Annotated in this window: 20 protein-coding genes and 1 tRNA gene; 19 read left to right on the top strand and 2 right to left on the bottom strand. The window is 43.9% G+C overall.

Features of this window, described 5'->3' with window-relative positions; all coding sequences use genetic code 11:
• Positions 1 to 95: 95 nt before the first annotated feature.
• Entirely contained in the window at positions 96 to 440 is a 345-nt protein-coding gene (locus AB4X21_RS07630) for a DUF3397 family protein (RefSeq protein WP_369087756.1), read from the bottom strand.
• A gap of 160 nt (positions 441 to 600) precedes the next feature.
• Here AB4X21_RS07630 and rplK point away from each other — a divergent pair, with 160 nt between their 5' ends.
• The 7 genes from rplK (at position 601) to AB4X21_RS07595 (ending at position 5,537) form a co-directional block, all read left to right on the top strand.
• Positions 601 to 1,026, top strand: coding sequence for a 50S ribosomal protein L11 (gene rplK / locus AB4X21_RS07625; RefSeq protein WP_003005369.1), 426 nt, complete (start codon positions 601 to 603; stop codon positions 1,024 to 1,026).
• Positions 1,027 to 1,123: 97 nt separating this feature from the next.
• Positions 1,124 to 1,813, top strand: coding sequence for a 50S ribosomal protein L1 (rplA, locus tag AB4X21_RS07620; protein ID WP_369087755.1), 690 nt, complete (start codon positions 1,124 to 1,126; stop codon positions 1,811 to 1,813).
• A gap of 163 nt (positions 1,814 to 1,976) precedes the next feature.
• Positions 1,977 to 2,708: a UMP kinase gene (gene pyrH, locus AB4X21_RS07615; protein ID WP_369087754.1), complete on the top strand. Its 732-nt coding sequence runs from the start codon at positions 1,977 to 1,979 to the stop codon at positions 2,706 to 2,708.
• 19 nt (positions 2,709 to 2,727) lie between these two features.
• On the top strand, positions 2,728 to 3,285 hold the full coding sequence (gene frr, locus AB4X21_RS07610; RefSeq protein WP_023918770.1) for a ribosome recycling factor: 558 nt from the start codon (positions 2,728 to 2,730) through the stop codon (positions 3,283 to 3,285).
• 99 nt (positions 3,286 to 3,384) lie between these two features.
• Positions 3,385 to 4,239: an RNA-binding virulence regulatory protein CvfB gene (gene cvfB / locus AB4X21_RS07605; RefSeq protein WP_003005366.1), complete on the top strand. Its 855-nt coding sequence runs from the start codon at positions 3,385 to 3,387 to the stop codon at positions 4,237 to 4,239.
• Between the two features lie 10 nt (positions 4,240 to 4,249).
• Positions 4,250 to 4,465: a YozE family protein gene (locus AB4X21_RS07600; RefSeq protein ID WP_369087753.1), complete on the top strand. Its 216-nt coding sequence runs from the start codon at positions 4,250 to 4,252 to the stop codon at positions 4,463 to 4,465.
• Positions 4,466 to 4,544: 79 nt separating this feature from the next.
• The gene (locus AB4X21_RS07595) at positions 4,545 to 5,537 is read left to right on the top strand and encodes a PhoH family protein (RefSeq protein WP_302692389.1); all 993 of its coding nucleotides are present in this window, start codon (positions 4,545 to 4,547) and stop codon (positions 5,535 to 5,537) included.
• Between the two features lie 308 nt (positions 5,538 to 5,845).
• Here AB4X21_RS07595 and ald read toward each other — a convergent pair whose 3' ends face one another.
• Positions 5,846 to 6,958, bottom strand: coding sequence for an alanine dehydrogenase (gene ald / locus AB4X21_RS07590; protein WP_369087752.1), 1,113 nt, complete (start codon positions 6,956 to 6,958; stop codon positions 5,846 to 5,848).
• A gap of 200 nt (positions 6,959 to 7,158) precedes the next feature.
• On the opposite strand from ald, the gene AB4X21_RS07585 reads away from it, so the two are divergent.
• The 12 genes from AB4X21_RS07585 to secG all read left to right on the top strand — a co-directional run bounded on the left by AB4X21_RS07585 (position 7,159) and on the right by secG (position 16,707).
• Positions 7,159 to 7,728 (top strand): GNAT family N-acetyltransferase, encoded by a 570-nt coding sequence (locus AB4X21_RS07585; RefSeq protein ID WP_003013062.1) that lies wholly within the window; start codon positions 7,159 to 7,161, stop codon positions 7,726 to 7,728.
• A 50-nt stretch (positions 7,729 to 7,778) separates the two neighbouring features.
• A tRNA-Thr gene (locus AB4X21_RS07580) sits at positions 7,779 to 7,851 on the top strand.
• A gap of 393 nt (positions 7,852 to 8,244) precedes the next feature.
• Complete coding sequence (gene tetA(46), locus AB4X21_RS07575) at positions 8,245 to 9,969, top strand: tetracycline efflux ABC transporter Tet(46) subunit A (RefSeq protein ID WP_369087751.1); 1,725 nt, start codon at positions 8,245 to 8,247, stop codon at positions 9,967 to 9,969.
• 1 nt (position 9,970) lies between these two features.
• Positions 9,971 to 11,707, top strand: coding sequence for a tetracycline efflux ABC transporter Tet(46) subunit B (gene tetB(46), locus AB4X21_RS07570; protein WP_369087750.1), 1,737 nt, complete (start codon positions 9,971 to 9,973; stop codon positions 11,705 to 11,707).
• Between the two features lie 96 nt (positions 11,708 to 11,803).
• Positions 11,804 to 12,301: an rRNA maturation RNase YbeY gene (gene ybeY, locus AB4X21_RS07565; protein ID WP_003005431.1), complete on the top strand. Its 498-nt coding sequence runs from the start codon at positions 11,804 to 11,806 to the stop codon at positions 12,299 to 12,301.
• Complete coding sequence (locus tag AB4X21_RS07560; RefSeq protein WP_369087749.1) at positions 12,282 to 12,680, top strand: diacylglycerol kinase family protein; 399 nt, start codon at positions 12,282 to 12,284, stop codon at positions 12,678 to 12,680. The genes ybeY and AB4X21_RS07560 overlap by 20 nt, the downstream gene beginning before the upstream one ends.
• Positions 12,681 to 12,709: 29 nt before the next feature.
• Positions 12,710 to 13,609: a GTPase Era gene (gene era, locus AB4X21_RS07555; protein ID WP_003004993.1), complete on the top strand. Its 900-nt coding sequence runs from the start codon at positions 12,710 to 12,712 to the stop codon at positions 13,607 to 13,609.
• Between the two features lie 46 nt (positions 13,610 to 13,655).
• Positions 13,656 to 14,480: a DNA-formamidopyrimidine glycosylase gene (gene mutM, locus AB4X21_RS07550; protein WP_369087748.1), complete on the top strand. Its 825-nt coding sequence runs from the start codon at positions 13,656 to 13,658 to the stop codon at positions 14,478 to 14,480.
• Positions 14,481 to 15,077: a dephospho-CoA kinase gene (gene coaE, locus AB4X21_RS07545; RefSeq protein ID WP_369087747.1), complete on the top strand. Its 597-nt coding sequence runs from the start codon at positions 14,481 to 14,483 to the stop codon at positions 15,075 to 15,077.
• Between the two features lie 16 nt (positions 15,078 to 15,093).
• Complete coding sequence (locus tag AB4X21_RS07540) at positions 15,094 to 16,293, top strand: multidrug efflux MFS transporter (RefSeq protein WP_303660010.1); 1,200 nt, start codon at positions 15,094 to 15,096, stop codon at positions 16,291 to 16,293.
• Complete coding sequence (gene rpmG, locus AB4X21_RS07535) at positions 16,283 to 16,432, top strand: 50S ribosomal protein L33 (RefSeq protein ID WP_003013480.1); 150 nt, start codon at positions 16,283 to 16,285, stop codon at positions 16,430 to 16,432. Before AB4X21_RS07540 ends, rpmG begins: the two co-directional genes overlap by 11 nt.
• A 41-nt stretch (positions 16,433 to 16,473) precedes the next feature.
• Complete coding sequence (gene secG / locus AB4X21_RS07530; protein ID WP_003005710.1) at positions 16,474 to 16,707, top strand: preprotein translocase subunit SecG; 234 nt, start codon at positions 16,474 to 16,476, stop codon at positions 16,705 to 16,707.
• The last annotated feature ends 15 nt before the right edge of the window (positions 16,708 to 16,722 follow it).

The following is a 16,722-nucleotide window of genomic DNA, read 5'->3' as shown; positions in this document are numbered from 1 at the left end:
AAATCAGCGTAGTAGAGCCCACTCAACCACTGCGTCTTGCTCGACAATCCAAAAATAATTGAGAGGCTAGGACTTTTGTCCCAGCCTCTTTGGCATTAGATAAACAAACTAGCGGTTAAAATCAGATAGAGCAAGAAGGTGACCAGAAATCCAGCGCGCCAGAAGAATTTGATAAATTTAGGATAATAAAAACTCTTTTTCTTTTTTAAGAAATAAACCGTTAGCCCCAAGGCCAAAAGAGAAAGACTCAAGGCTAGCAGCGGTAAGAGGCTGTGGTAAAAAGCGCTGTCTGAAATCAGGTAGTACTCCAAGGCAAATAAAGGAAAGGCAATATCGGTAGATCGCCATCCTCTTTTTTGGAGTTTAAAGAGGTGAACAATGATGCCGCTCAGAATCAGCGTTAAAAAAATAAATAATACAGAAGCAACTTTGATTAACATAGCTTCATTCTATCATAAAACGAAAAAAAAGTTTACTATATTTTAATTTTTTCTTGCAAAAAAAGAGAAATCGTGTATAATAGAAAGGTATGCACAAAGCATACTTGTGGGAGGTAAAAATCTGTAATTACCGCCAAAACCACAAAGGAGGATTTAAGAAATGGCTAAAAAAGTCGAAAAACTTGTAAAATTGCAAATCCCTGCTGGTAAAGCTACTCCAGCTCCACCGGTTGGTCCAGCGCTTGGTCAAGCAGGTATCAACATCATGGGATTCACTAAAGAGTTTAACGCTCGTACAGCTGATCAAGCTGGTATGATCATCCCAGTTGTTATCACTGTTTATGAAGATAAATCATTCGATTTCGTTACAAAAACACCACCAGCTGCTGTTCTTTTGAAAAAAGCTGCAGGTGTTGAAAAAGGTTCAGGTACACCGAACAAAACGAAAGTTGCAACTGTAACTCGTGCACAAGTACAACAAATCGCTGAAACTAAGATGCCAGATTTGAACGCTGCAAACATTGAGTCTGCAATGCGTATGATCGAAGGTACTGCTCGTTCTATGGGATTCACTGTTACTGACTAATTGTAACAATCCTATTTGCCCGCAATACACTTGATCAAATGACGAGTGACGTGGGAGATGAAAATCGATATGACCACATTACAAGGAGAAAGATAAAATGGCTAAAAAAAGCAAACAACTTCGTGCTGCTCTTGAAAAAATCGACAGCACAAAAGTCTACAGCGTAGAAGAAGCTGTAGCTCTTGCAAAAGAAACTAACTTTGCAAAATTTGACGCAACTGTAGAAGTTTCTTACAACTTGAACATCGACGTGAAAAAAGCTGACCAACAAATCCGTGGTGCAATGGTATTGCCAAACGGAACTGGTAAAACAGCTCGCGTACTTGTATTTGCACGTGGTGCAAAAGCTGAAGAAGCAAAAGCTGCTGGTGCAGACTTCGTAGGTGAAGATGACCTTGTTGCGAAAATCAACGATGGTTGGTTGGACTTCGACGTAGTTATCGCTACACCTGACATGATGGCTCTTGTTGGACGTCTTGGACGTGTCCTTGGACCACGTAACTTGATGCCAAACCCTAAAACTGGTACAGTAACAATGGATGTTGCGAAAGCAGTTGAAGAGTCTAAAGGTGGTAAAATCACTTACCGTGCTGATAAAGCAGGTATCGTTCAAGCGATCATCGGTAAAGTTTCATTCGATGATACTAAATTGGTTGAAAACTTTAAAGCTTTCAACGACACAATCCAAAAAGCAAAACCAGCTACAGCTAAAGGTACTTACGTAACTAGCTTGACTTTGACTACAACTCAAGGTCCTGGTATCAAAGTGGATGTTAACTCACTTTAATTGAAATGAAAAGCTGCCTTCGGGTAGCTTTTTTTGTACTCCATTTTTATTTGCTACAGTTGGTAAAACTAATCGGATGGAAAAAAGAAAATTTTGATGGATATGACTATATAAAAAGCGTAATTTATGGTAAAATAATACAGATCAAAAAAGGAGAGAGAAAATGGTAGAACCTAAGTATAAACGTATCTTAATCAAGCTATCTGGTGAGGCTCTTGCCGGCGAACGTGGTATCGGAATCGATATCAAAACTGTCCAAAATATGGCCCAAGAAATCAAGGAAGTTCATGAACTTGGAATTGAAATTGCCTTGGTGATTGGAGGGGGAAACCTTTGGCGTGGAGAACCTGCTGCTGAAGCAGGGATGGATCGTGTCCAAGCAGACTACACAGGGATGCTCGGTACTGTTATGAACGCCCTTGTGATGGCTGATTCGCTTCAACAAGTTGGCGTTGATACCCGTGTTCAAACTGCGATTGCTATGCAACAAGTCGCAGAACCTTATATCCGTGGTCGTGCCCTTCGTCACCTCGAAAAAGATCGGATCGTGATCTTTGGTGCAGGAATCGGTTCTCCTTACTTCTCAACAGATACGACCGCAGCCCTTCGTGCAGCTGAGATTGAAGCAGATGCCATTCTCATGGCCAAAAATGGGGTCGATGGTGTTTACAATGCCGATCCGAAAAAAGATGCTTCAGCTGTGAAATTTGAGGAATTGACTCACCGTGATGTGATCAACAAAGGTCTTCGCATCATGGATTCAACAGCCTCTACTCTCTCCATGGACAACGACATTGACTTGGTTGTCTTTAATATGAATGAACCAGGCAATATCAAACGCGTTGTCTTTGGTGAAAATATCGGTACAACCGTATCAAATAACGTAGAAAAATAATAGAAAATAGAGGAAGATTATGGCAAACCCAATCGTAGAAAAAGCAAAAGAAAGAATGACCCAGTCTCACCAAAGTTTGGGACGTGAATTTGGTAGCATCCGTGCTGGACGTGCAAACGCAAGTCTTTTGGATCGTATTTTCGTAGAATACTACGGAGTAGAGACTCCTTTGAACCAATTGGCATCTATCACTATTCCAGAAGCACGTGTCTTGTTGATCACTCCATTTGATAAATCATCTTTGAAAGACATCGAGCACAGCATCAATGCATCTGACCTTGGCATCACTCCAGCCAACGATGGATCTGTCATCCGCTTGGTCATCCCAGCATTGACAGAAGAAACTCGTCGTGAATTGGCAAAAGAAGTGAAAAAAGTGGGTGAAAATGCAAAAGTAGCGATCCGTAACATCCGTCGTGATGCGATGGATGAAGCGAAGAAGCAAGAAAAAGCTAAAGAAATCACAGAAGATGAATTGAAAGGTCTTGAAAAAGAGATCCAAAAAGTAACGGATGACGCTGTTAAGCATGTGGATGAAATGACAGCTCACAAAGAAAAAGAATTGATGGAAGTTTAATCCATCCCAACCACTACAGGAAAGAAAGACTCAGTTGGCACTGCTGGCTGGGTTTTATTTCCATCATTCTTGTGAAGAGGCAAGAGGAAAGAAGGAAACATGAATACGAATCTAGCAAGCTACATCATGGGAATGGTCATTGATGAAAATGATCACTTCTATTTTGTTCAAAAAGATGGCCAGACCTACGCGCTTGATAAAGCAGAAGGCCCCCATCAAGTCGGAGAAAGTGTCAAGGGCTTTGCCTATACAGATATGAAGCAAAAGCTCCGACTCACGACACTTGAAGTCACAGCAACTCAAGAAAGCTTTGGCTGGGGAACGGTTACGGAAGTACGCAAGGATTTGGGAGTCTTTGTGGACACAGGGCTTCCAGATAAGCAGATTGTTGTCTCACTAGATATCCTACCGGAGATCAAAGATCTATGGCCTAAAAAGGGCGATCGTCTCTATATTCGACTAGAAGTTGATAAGAAAGATCGGATTTGGGGGATCTTAGCCTACCAGGAAGATTTCCAGCGTTTGGCTCGTCCAGCCTATAACAATATGCAAAACCAAAACTGGCCAGCCATTGTCTACCGCTTGAAATTGTCTGGAACCTTTGTTTACCTTCCAGAGAATAATATGCTGGGCTTTATCCACCCAAGTGAGCGCTATGCAGAACCTCGTTTGGGAGAGGTCTTAAATGCTCGCGTCATTGGTTTTCGTGAGGTGGACCGGACCTTGAATCTATCTTTGAAGCCACGCTCCTTTGAAATGTTGGAAAACGATGCCCAAATGATTTTGACCTATTTGGAAGCTAATGGAGGCTTTATGACCTTGAATGATAAGTCGTCTCCAGAAGAAATCAAAGCAACTTTTGGGATTTCAAAAGGCCAGTTCAAAAAGGCTTTGGGTGGCTTGATGAAGGCTAAAAAAATCAAGCAAGACCAGTTTGGAACAGAGTTGATCTAAGAGGAGGCTTATGCGAAAATCATTTTATACTTGGTTGATGACGGAGCGCAATCCTAAAAGCAATTCTCCTAAAGCCATTCTAGCAGATCTTGCATTTCACGAGTCTGCTTTTCCCAAGCATACAGATGACTTCGACGAGGTCAGTCGCTATCTAGAAGAGCATGCCAGCTTTTCCTTTAATCTTGGCGATTTTGATACGATTTGGGAAGAATACCAAGCCCACTAGAGAAGGACAGGTCGAGGATGGTTTTTTCTCGGCCTCTTTGTTATAATAATAGAAAAACACAGGTAGAGAGGTTCTTTATTTGCAAGAACATTCAGTTGAAATTACATTAACGCATCCAGACGATCTCTTTCATTTGTTTGGATCTAACGAACGCCATCTTCGTTTGATGGAGCAAGAATTTGGGGTAACTATTCACGCCCGGACAGAAATCGTCCAAATTATTGGGGAAGAAGAAACCTGCGAGCAAGTTCGTCAAGTCATCCAGGCTCTTTTGGTCCTCGTCAACCGTGGCATGACCATTGGAACGCCGGATGTGGTGACCGCCATTACCATGGTGAGAAATGGGGAATTGGATAAGTTCATCGCTCTCTATGAAGAAGAGATTATCAAGGATAGTTACGGCAAGCCCATTCGAGTTAAAACGCTTGGTCAAAAGATCTATGTCGATAGTGTCAAGAACCATGATGTCACTTTTGGGATTGGACCAGCGGGGACTGGGAAAACCTTCCTAGCGGTGACCTTGGCCGTGACTGCCCTCAAGCGTGGTCAGGTCAAGCGGATCATTTTGACCCGTCCTGCTGTAGAAGCTGGAGAGAGCCTTGGTTTCCTACCAGGAGATCTCAAAGAAAAAGTGGACCCTTATCTACGACCGGTCTATGATGCTCTTTACCAGATTTTAGGGAAAGACCAAACAACTCGGATGATGGAGCGGGAGATTATCGAGATTGCGCCTTTGGCTTATATGCGGGGGCGGACCTTGGACGATGCCTTTGTCATCCTCGATGAAGCTCAAAATACCACCATCATGCAGATGAAGATGTTTTTGACCCGTCTTGGTTTTAATTCCAAGATGATTGTCAATGGAGATACTAGCCAGATTGACCTTCCGCGAAATGTCAAATCCGGCTTGATTGATGCTCAGGAGAAATTGAAGAACATTTCTCAGATTGACTTTGTGCATTTCTCTGCCAAGGATGTCGTTCGTCATCCAGTAGTAGCAGAGATTATCCGGGCCTACGAGCCCATTCCGAATCCAGTCCTCAAAGAAGAACCGGATGTGGAAGAAGAATAAAAGAAAAGGCAAAGATCATCAGATCTTTGCCTTAAATTGACGATAAAATCATCTTCTAACCTTTCCTTAGGTGAGAACGGACGTCAGCGAACTTCGTAGAAGTTCCATGACTAATAATTGAGCCTAAGGTCTCAATTATTCCGAGTGCTTGAAACTAAATTGTTTCAAGCACTTTTCTCACGGCGGAAAGTCTCTGAAAATGATTTAAAAAATTCAAAACAACTTGTTTTTTCCAAAACATTTTTAATTAGTTCATATGAAAAAAATAAGTTGTTTGTTTTTTTCGATGGTGATTCTTTTATGATAGTTTAAACCAATTCATCAATTGGTGTGAAGTCACGCTCTAAACCAGTAGCAACGGGTTGGCTAGTGATGTGACCTTGGTAAGTGGTGACCCCTTGACGCAGGCCTTCGTCTAGGGCGATGGCCTTGTGGAAGCCATTGTCAGCTAGGGATTCGACATAAGGAAGGGTCACATTGGTAAGGGCGATAGTAGAGGTACGAGCGACAGCCCCTGGGATATTGGCAACGGCATAGTGGAGCACACCATGTTTTTCGTAAACTGGCTCGGTATGCGTTGTGACACGGTCTGCTGTTTCAATAACCCCACCTTGGTCAACGGCCACATCGACGATGACTGAACCGGGACGCATTTGTTTAACCATATCGTCTGTCACTAATTTAGGAGCTTTAGCACCAGGAATCAAGACAGCACCGATGACAACATCGGCATCACGGACGCTGGCCTCAATGTTAAATGGATTGGACATAAGGGTTTGGATTTGGTGACCAAAGACATCTTCCAGAACAGCCAAACGTTTAGCACTGATATCTAAGATGGTCACTTGGGCACCAAGTCCAAGGGCGATACGAGCCGCGTGGGTTCCAACGACCCCGCCTCCGATGATGGTGACTTTTCCTTTGGGAACACCTGGTACCCCACCTAGGAGGACTCCTGATCCACCTTCTTGTTTGGTCAGGAAGTGAGCACCGATTTGCACGGCCATCCGTCCAGCAACCTCACTCATTGGCACCAAGAGTGGCAATTGTCCATCAAGGTCACGCACCGTTTCGTAGGCCACACCTGTTGTTTTAGCTGAGACCATAGCGCCCGCTAATTCTGGTGCAGCAGCCATATGCAAGTAGGTAAAGAGCAAGAGGTCTTCGCGAAGGAAGCCATATTCTTCAGCGAGGGGTTCTTTGACTTTGACCACCATCTCAGCGGCCCAAGCTTCTGCAGCAGTCGCAACGATGGTTGCCCCTTGCTTCGTGTAATCTTCATCCGCAAAGCCAGAACCAAGCCCAGCATTTGTTTCCACTAAAACTTGATGTCCTTTCTTGACCAAGCTTTGTACGCCTGCGGGAGTCAAACCGACCCGATTTTCGTTGTTTTTAATTTCTTTAGGAATTCCAATGGGCATTCTTGCCTCCTTGCTCAGATTTAGGTGTAAAAAGGCCATTGTTGTGAGATTGCTCTCTTGACTCAATGACCTTTTTACTCCTTATCCGATTGTTTTGATTGATATTATTGTATAGAAAAGTAGAATAAAAAGCAAGAAAAATTTGAGCTTGCCTTCCTTTAGGTTATTTGCTAAACTAATCCCTAAAGAAGGAGTGTCAAATGGAAAATTTATATGTGAAGTTAGTGGCTTATCGTGAAGTGGAGACAGAGCGTTTGCACTTGCGTCCGGTCACTCTTGAAGATGCACCGGCTATGTTTGAGTACGCTTCTGATGAGACAGTTACACGCTATACGTTTCCAACCAATCAAAGTCTAGAAGAGACGCGTAATAATATTGCCCTCTTTTACCTAGCGAGCCCACTTGGAAAATGGGGGATCGAGCTCAAAGAAAATGGAAAATTTATCGGGACGATTGATTTACTGGATTTGGATCTTTGTCTGAAGAAGGGGAGTATCGGCTATGTTCTGAATAAAGACTATTGGAACCAAGGTCTTGCGACAGAGGCTACCAAGGCAGTCATTGACTTGGCTTTTGAACAGTTAGGGATGAACAAGCTCATTGCTGTTCATGATCAGGACAACCCAGCTTCTGGACGGGTGATGGCCAAATCAGGGATGAAATATTCTCACGAGGAGCCCTACGCGATGCTAGACCTGCATGAAGAAGGGAGAATGGTGACAAGAGTCCACTATGTCCTCACTAAGGAAGAATATTTGTCAGAAAAATGAGTCAGGATATTGACAAAAGGCCTATCTCCATGATATAGTAGATAGGTACTGCTGGTTTAGCTCAGTCGGTAGAGCGCATCCATGGTAAGGATGAGGTCGCCGGTTCAATCCCGGCAACTAGCATAGAAGAAGAGGGAAGCTTAGAGAGGATCTAGGCTTCTTTTTTTGCGAGTCCATCTTAAAAATTTTGCTTTTTTCAACAATTTTCAAAAAAGCGTTGACAAGCACAAAAATACGTGGTAAAGTTAGAACAACAAAGAGAAAGGAGAAAACCATCATGAACAAAGTAGCATTCTTGATGACACAATTGAATACACAACTTCTCCAATCTCAGTTGAGTTCGATGTAAACCATAAATGGAACCCAAGATGGAGGAGTCTGTCTTGGGTTTTTTGTATGCATTTTTACCTGCCTTAACTGAATTGGTGAGAGGCATCAGAAGGCCCAAGTGTGGACTGAGCACGTACTCAGCTCCTTGCTTGGGTTTTTTCTGTGCCGTTTTGAAAAGGAGAATATATGATCAGAGCTATTTGGGAGTATATCAGGGAACGCAAGTGGCGATATGTGAAGATCGCTATGGTCCTGATTCTTTATGATTACACCTTATTGATCCCGACGCAAGTTATCCAGCGTTTAGTGGATCATTTGAGTCAGCAGACGCTGACGCAATCCAACTTTGTATGGGATATGGTCCTCTTGGTAGGGTCAGCCATCCTTAATTACCTGACAGCTTTTTATTGGCAGTTGCGACTCTTTCAGTCGTCAGTCCATTTCAAGGCAACCCTTCAGGGACAAGCGTTTCGTAAGCTAGTAGCTATGCGGCGTCCCTTTTTTGAGAAATTCCGTTCAGGGGATCTCTTGACGCGGTTCACGACAGATGTGGATGGAATGGCCGATATGGCTGGTTACGGGATGATGGTGCTCCTGTTTGGCGGTGGCTTGTTTGCCTTTATTATTTCGACCATGTTTTTCATTTCTTGGCAATTAACCTTGATTTCCTTTATTCCCATGATCTTCCTCGTCGTCTCTACCTATTTTTTGAGTAGAAAGCAGGAGGAGTATGTTGAGCAAAACCGGGAAGCGGTCGCTCAGTTGAACGATGAAGTCTTGGAGTCCATCGAAGGAATTCGGGTCATGCGGGCCTATAGTAGACGGGACCAGCAGGTCAAACAGTTTCAGAAGAAAACAGCCAGTCTATCCAAAACAGGGGATAAAATTGCCTCTATCCAGTATTCTTTTGGACCTTTAGCCCTGTTGTTTATTGGATTCTCGACGGTCTTGCTCCTACTATTTGGAGGCCAGTCCCTGGCAAGCGGGCAGTTGAGCCTTGGCAAGTTATTGGCTTTACAGCTGTATTTGGTCTTTTTAATTGAGCCTATGTGGATGATGGCGGACTTGATCTTGGTCTACCAGACAGGGCAAATGTCCTATAAAAAATTAAAAGAAGTGATTGATGAAACGGATGATCTGGAGCCAGATGGTTCTCATTACCTAGAGCAGATTGATTTGGTGCAGTTTAAGGACTATTCTTTCAGCTATCCTGGTGCTGAGCGAAAGAGCCTATCAGGCATTGATTGGACTATCCAGAAAGGACAAACGGTTGGAATTGTTGGTCGTACCGGTGCAGGAAAGACTACCCTGGTTCGACAATTCTTGCGGCAGTACCCAGTTGGTGAGGGAGAATTCTTGGTCAACCAGCAACCGATCGTGGACTACAACCGACACTCCATCGAAGAAAAAATTGGCTATGTTTCCCAAGAACATATTTTATTTTCCAAGTCTATCCGTGAAAATATAGCGCTTGGTAAAAAAGGAGCCAGCCAAGAGGACTTGGTGGAAGCAGTAGCCCAAGCTGCTTTTGTGGATGATCTTGAGCGGATGTCTCAGGGAATGGACACCCTGATCGGTGAGAAAGGGGTCTCTGTATCAGGAGGTCAAAAACAACGGATCTCTTTGGCGCGTGCCTTCTTAAGAGATGCTGAGCTCTTGCTGTTAGATGATTCCCTTTCGGCGGTGGATGCGAAGACTGAACAGGCCATTATTGACACGATTCAAAAGGAACGAAAAGACAAGACGACCATCATTGTTTCTCATCGCTTGTCGGCTGTTCATCAGGCGGATTGGATCATCGTCTTGGATCAAGGGCGTATTGTAGAAGAAGGCAGGGCTAGTGATTTATTAGCTCAAGAGGGCTGGTATTATGAACAATACCAACGGCAACAAAAACAGGAAGGAGAATAAGATGAAAGTTTTAAAACGATTATTATCGAGGATCACGCTTTATCCAACTGTCTTTCTTGCTGGCTTTATTTGCCTCTTACTAGCCACCATTTTTTCTGAATTGTCTCCCTTTCTTCTCCAAAAGATGATCGATGGGCCTTTGACTGCATTGACCCACGGTGGAGGGCAAGGGGACTTGCTTCAGATGGGAGGATTCTATCTCTTGGTCTTGAGCCTGGGGCAGCTGATTAGCTACATGGGCAATCGGATCTTGTTACATGGAAGTAATCAAGTAACCGCTGGTCTGAGAGACCAAGCCTTTCAAGTCATGCAAGAGCTGCCTATTTCTTATTTTGATGATAAGCCGGCTGGGAAGATCGCGACAAGAATTGTCAATGATACAGAGACCTTGCGGACCCAGTTTTATAACTCTTGTATGATTTTAGTCATCTATTTGGTACGCTTTCTCTTTATTCTAGGGATTCTCTTTTACCTGAGTCCTATGATGGGCCTTCTCTTGTGTTTGGTCTTTCCGATTTTCTATGGGATCCAGTATCTCTACAAGGTCATGACGGACCAGCCTATGAAGGATTTCTTTGATGCGAGAAGTGAGGTCAATACCCAGGTCAATGAACTCTTGCATGGTGCCAGTATGATTCAACTCTATCATCAAGAACCTGGTGTGGTGGATGAGTTTGAAGCCACTACTCAGAAGATGTTAGGAGCCAATGATCGAATTCTCTTAGCCGATTCTATTGCTTCTTGGACCTTGACGGAATTGCTCAAGTTTTTAGTGATTGCAGGCATTTTGACCATCGCTGGGATTTCTTTCCTACAAGGCAATATCGGTGTGACGGCTGGTTTCTTATTTATCAATATTAACTATGTGATTAATCTATTTGATCTCATGGCCAATCTTAGTCGTCAATTCCCAAATATTCGGCGATCTTTAGAAACGGGGAGTCGCGTCCTTGCTTTCTTAGACCAACCCTTAGAGGCCGATGGTGCATCGGAACTGAAGATAGAAAAAGCTCAAGTCGTGTTTGACGACGTTCAATTTGCCTATGAAGAAGGCAAGCCAGTTCTGCGGGATATTGCCTTTCAGGCTAGTCCAGGTCAAACCATCGCTCTTGTGGGCCATACTGGATCGGGTAAGTCTTCGATTATGAACCTGCTCTATCGTTTTTATGATCCTCAAGAAGGAGCGATTTTGATCGATGGTCAAGATATTCGCCAAGTTTCTCGTGAGAGCCTACGAAGCCATATGGGGATTGTCCTGCAGGATCCTTATCTATTTACAGGAACCATTGCTAGTAATGTGGCCATGAATCAGGATCACATTGATCGGGATGCGGTCAAAGATGCCTTGAAAAAAGTCGGAGCTTGTCCCTTTGTAGAGCGCCTTGAAAAGGGGATAGACCATCCAGTCGTAGAAAAAGGATCTGCCTTTTCAAGTGGCGAGCGCCAATTGATTTCCTTTGCGCGGACGCTCTATATGAATCCGCAAATTCTGATTTTGGATGAGGCAACTTCTCACATTGATACGGAAACAGAAGAAATCATCCAGAAGGCTATGGCAGTCCTGCAAAAGGGCCGGACCACCTTTATCATTGCCCATCGCTTGTCCACTATCCAAGATGCGGATCAGATCTTAGTCTTATCTGAAGGACGCATTGTGGAGCGTGGTAGACACGAGGAACTGGTTGCACAAGGCGGGATCTATGCCCAGATGAATGCCATCCAGCAAACAGTGGTGTAAGATTGTCGTGTAAAGAAAAAGATTGAAAACCAGCCTGTATCTAGTATATAGGCTGGTTTTATGCTATAATGAAGTGATAATAGTGAGGTGATCCAGATGTATATTGAAATGGTAGATGAGACTGGTCAAGTCTCTGACGAAATTTTAAAACAAACGCAAGAAATTTTAGAATTTGCTGCTCAAAAAATTGGGAAAGAAGACAAGGAAATGGCTGTGACTTTTGTAACCAATGAACGCAGTCATGAACTAAATCTTGAATACCGTGATACGGATCGTCCGACGGATGTCATCAGTTTAGAATACAAGCCAGAGATGGAGATTTCTTTTGATGAGGAAGACCTTGCAGAAAATCCAGAATTGGCAGAGATGATGGCTGAATTCGATACCTATATTGGTGAGCTCTTTATTTCAATTGACAAGGCGCGCGAGCAAGCCGAAGAATATGGCCACAGCTTTGAGCGCGAAATGGGATTTTTAGCAGTGCATGGTTTTCTTCACATCAATGGCTATGATCACTATACGCCGGAGGAAGAAAAGGAAATGTTTGGCTTACAGGAAGAGATTTTGACAGCCTATGGACTCACAAGACAATAAGCGAAAATGGAAAAATCGGGACTTCACTTCAAGTCTGGAGTTTGCGATAACAGGAATTTTCACGGCGATCAAAGAAGAACGCAATATGCGCAAGCACGCCTTATCAGCCCTTGTAGCAATTCTTGCTGGTTTGGTATTTAGGATTTCTGCGACAGAATGGCTCTTTTTATTGCTCAGCATCACCTTGGTGATTGCTTTTGAAATTATGAATTCAGCCATTGAAAATGTGGTGGATTTAGCTAGTAACTACCATTTCTCCATGTTGGCAAAGAATGCCAAAGACATGGCAGCTGGAGCAGTCCTCGTCGTATCAGGCTTTGCCCTACTAACAGGACTGGTGATTTTTATGCCCAAATTCTGGGCCTTGGTATTTGGATAAGAGGGAGTATGCCCTCGTGAAAGGATAATATGACATTTAAATCAGGTTTTGTAGCCATTTTAGGACGTCCCAATGTTGGGAAGTCAACTTTTTTGAACCACGTTATGGGGCAAAAAATTGCCATCATGAGTGACAAAGCGCAGACAACGCGCAATAAGATTATGGGGATTTATACGACAGATAAGGAACAGATCGTCTTTATCGATACCCCAGGGATTCACAAACCCAAGACAGCGCTTGGAGACTTCATGGTGGAGTCGGCCTATAGCACCCTTCGAGAAGTGGATACGGTTCTCTTTATGGTGCCAGCAGATGAACCGCGTGGTAAGGGCGATGACATGATTATCGAACGCCTCAAGGCTGCTAAGGTGCCGGTTATTCTTGTGGTCAATAAGATCGACAAGGTGCACCCAGACCAACTCTTGGCGCAAATCGATGATTTCCGTAGTCAGATGGATTTCAAGGAAATCGTGCCGATTTCAGCCCTCCAAGGAAACAATGTTTCGCGTTTGATTGATATTTTGAGCGAAAACTTAGAAGAAGGTTTCCAATATTTCCCTGCTGACCAAATCACTGACCACCCAGAGCGTTTCTTGGTTTCTGAAATGATCCGCGAGAAGGTCTTGCACTTAACGCGGGAAGAAATTCCCCACTCTGTTGCAGTAGTTGTGGATTCTATGAAGCGGGATGAAGAGACAGATAAGGTCCATATCCGAGCAACCATCATGGTCGAGCGCGATAGCCAAAAAGGTATTGTCATCGGAAAAGGCGGCGCCATGCTCAAGAAGATCGGAACCCTTGCGCGTAAGGATATTGAGCTCATGCTAGGGGACAAGGTCTTCCTAGAAACATGGGTCAAGGTCAAGAAAAATTGGCGGGATAAGAAATTGGATCTTGCCGATTTCGGATACAACGAAAAAGAATATTAAGAAGAGGTGGGCAGAAGGCCTGCTTCTTGTTTTTGAAAGGAGTTCTATGCCTGAATTACCAGAAGTAGAGACCGTTCGACGAGGTCTTGAGAAATTAATTCTTGGGAAAACCATCCAGTCAGTGGAAGTAAAGTATCCAAAGATGATTCAGACGGATCTGGATGCTTTTCGACAAGATCTCCCAGGTCAAGAAATTCGGACCATGGGGCGCCGTGGGAAATATCTCTTGTTTTATCTGACGGATCTGGTTCTCATCTCGCATTTGCGGATGGAAGGTAAGTATTTCTTTTATCCAGACGAAGTCCCTCTTCGCAAGCACGCCCATGTCTTCTTTCATTTTACAGATGGTAGCACCCTGGTCTATGAGGATGTCCGCAAGTTTGGGACCATGGAAGTCTTAGTACCTGTGCTTGTCGACAGCTATTTTTTGGCGAAAAAGATTGGTCCAGAGCCGAGAGAAGTGGATTTTAAAGAACCGGCCTTCCAAGCAGCTCTTAAAAAATCAAAGAAACCCATTAAATCAGCTCTTTTAGACCAAAAATTAGTGGCTGGTCTGGGCAATATCTATGTGGATGAGGTCCTTTATCGAGCCAAGGTTCATCCAGCTCGTTTGGGTCAAAGCTTGACTGCTAGAGAAGCTAAAGCAATCCGCAAAGAAACGATTGCTGTGCTTGCTCAAGCTGTTAAAAAGGGTGGCTCCACCATTCGCTCCTACAGCAATGCTTTTGGTGAGGATGGCACCATGCAGGAAGAACACCAGGTCTATGGGAAAACCGGCCAGCCTTGTTTGCGCTGCGGGACACCGATCGAGAAAATCCAGCTGGGGGGACGCGGAACCCATTTTTGCCCCCACTGTCAAAAGGAGAACTAGATGGCAAGAATCATCGGATTAACAGGAGGGATTGCTTCAGGAAAGTCCACTGTCACCTCCTATTTGAGAGAAAAAGGGTATCCTGTCATTGATGCGGATCAAGTGGTCCATGACTTGCAGGCGCCAGGTGGAGAACTCTACCGTGTCCTAGTGGATCATTTTGGGAGAGAGATCCTTACCAAAGAAGGAGAGCTGGATCGCGTCGCTTTGGGTCAGCGGATCTTTTCAGACCCTAGTGAACGAGACTGGTCCAATCGCATCCAAGGCAGGCTCATTCGTGAGGCTCTAGCTAAGGTAAGAGATAGACAAGCTGCACAATCCGATCTCTTTTTTATGGATATTCCTCTCTTAATCGAGCAAGGCTATGAAGGGTGGTTTGAATCTGTCTGGTTGGTAGCTACATCAAAAGAAATCCAGCTCAAGCGCCTGATGGAACGCAACCACTTATCGGAACAGCAGGCCCAGGAACGCATCGCATCTCAAATGCCACTAGATGAAAAAAGAGCCCATGCAGATCTGGTTCTAGACAATAATGACGATCTTGTCGCCCTCTATGCCCAATTAGATGCGACCCTACAACAATTAGAAAGAAGATGATTTTATCACAAGAGAAATCAATTGGCGTAAAAATCTATATATTGCCTGGATCGGGTGCTTTTTCATCGGAGCCAGCCTTTCTTTAGTCGTCCCTTTTATGGCCCTCTTTGTGGAAGAGTTGGGTGTTACGGGCAAGGCTGTTCCCTTTTATGCTGGCATTGCCGTCGCAAGTTCTTCTGTAACCTCTGCGATCATGTCCCCCATCTGGGGGAGCTTGGCCGACCGCTATGGTCGAAAACCCATGATGCTTAGAGCTTCCATTGCCATGACGCTGACCATGGGAGGCATTGCCTTTGTCCCTTCCGTCTTTTGGCTCTTGGTCCTACGCTTGCTCAATGGGGTCTTTTCAGGCTTTGTCCCCAATAGTACAGCTCTGATTGCCAGTCAAGTTCCCAAGGACCAATCTGGCTATGCTCTAGGGACTTTATCGACTGGTGTCGTGGCTGGAACCTTGATGGGGCCTTTGATTGGGGGACTCATTGCTGAAAATCTAGGCATGCGCAATGTCTTTCTCTTGGTCGGCTTCTTCTTATTTTTGGTTTCCCTCTTAACCTTCTGGGGCATTGAGGAAGACTATGAGCCCCTTCCAAAAGAAGAACAAAAATCCAGTTGGGAGTTGCTCAAATCTATTCAGCAAAAAGATATCCTCTTAGGCCTCTTTTTGACCAGCATGACCATTCAAATGATCGCTCAATCTATTTCTCCGATCCTGCCTCTTTATGTGCGGGCTTTGGGACAAAGAGATAACCTGATCTTTGTATCGGGGATGATTGTTTCAGCTATGGGAGTCTCCAGTATGCTTTTTTCAGGTTGGATGGGAAAACTCGGAGACCGAATCGGGAATCACCGGCTCTTATTAATCGCCCTTCTTTATAGTGGCTGTCTCTATATCCTTTGTGCCCAAGCGCAAACACCCCTGCAATTAGGGATTTTACGCTTCCTCTTTGGGATCGGGACAGGAGCCCTACTACCTGGAGTTTCTGCATTATTGAATCGTTTAACCCCTCCTGAAGGGATTTCTCGGATCTTTAGCTACAACCAGCTCTTTTATTACTTAGGTGGCGTGTTAGGGCCAATGATGGGATCGAGTATTTTCATGCATTTTGGCTATCATTGGGTATTTTACGGTACAGCCCTTTTGGCTTTTACCGATTTGATGTTCCTCTTGTTCTTATTTAGAAAGTATTTGAAAGTGAGAGACGTACGTGCGAATTAAAGTTCAATTGACTTGCACCAGCTGTGGGAGTCAGAATTATTTGACCAGTAAGAATACCAAAACCCATCCTGAAAAGATCCAGGTCTTGAAGTATTGTCCCAAGGAAAGAAAAGTAATCTTACATATTGAATCAAAATGATTTTCATGATATAATAGTTTAGATTTTAAGGAGTTTTAATTATGAGCGGAGCATTAACAACTATTTTACTAGTATTATCAGTATTGATTATTATTGCAATCTTTATGCAACCAACGAAAAACCAATCGAGCAACGTCTTTGACGCAAGCTCAAATGACTTATTTGAACGATCAAAAGCGCGCGGGTTTGAAGCCGTGATGCAACGCTTAACAGCTGTTATGATCTTCTTTTGGTTATTGATTGCGATGATTTTAATGGTACTTTCTAGTAGATAAGATAGGCTCAGACAA

Source organism: Streptococcus sp. CP1998, from assembly GCF_041026655.1.
GTDB classification, from domain to species: Bacteria; Bacillota; Bacilli; order Lactobacillales; family Streptococcaceae; genus Streptococcus; species Streptococcus dentalis.
This window is presented reverse-complemented; position numbering and strand designations above follow the sequence as displayed.